Annotated in this window: 1 pseudogene; it reads right to left on the bottom strand. The window is 76.1% G+C overall.

The features are described from left to right. Positions 1-266: pseudogene (locus KUM32_RS37310) on the bottom strand (phage holin family protein); the annotation flags it as partial. Positions 267-560: the final 294 nt, after the last annotated feature.

The following is a 560-nucleotide window of genomic DNA, read 5'->3' as shown; positions in this document are numbered from 1 at the left end:
GCGGTCTCCGGCTCGACCTGGCCCCGCCCGTCGGGTATCAGGCTGAGGGCGACCAGCAACAGCGAGCCGTTGAGGAAGAAGACGAGGAGCCCGAGGACGAAGGCGGGCACCAGCAGCAGGGCGCGCACCAGCGCCGGCCAGACCAGCGCGCTGAGTACGCCGAAGGCGCCCGCTCCGGAGGCGGCCGTGACGGCGATCCGGGTGGTGCTGTCGCCGTCGGCGGACTGGAGTCGGAAGTCGGGCAGGATGCCGGCGAGGGCGAGCATGGTCAGCGTGCTGACCGCCCACACCACCGTCACCCGCAGCAGGGTGCCGCCCACGGTCTTCCATCGGGGCCACTGCACGCGTCGTCTCACCTCGTGTTTCCGCCCGCCTGGTGCCCGGGCTCGGCGCCCAGCCTGTCATGTCGGAGCCGCCGGCGTCGGCCGACCGCCGAGCGGGCCGCGCGCACCCTGACGCTCCCCCGGCCTCGGGCTCGGAACGGACGGCGGGCTCGGGCCGCGCGGCCTCCCATCCGGCCGGGCCGGCCGGCCCGGCCGGCCCGCATCGGGCCGCTATCC

Source organism: Streptomyces sp. AC627_RSS907 (assembly GCF_019049165.1).
Note: the sequence above shows the minus strand (reverse complement) of the source record. Positions and strands in the feature narration are given on the sequence as shown.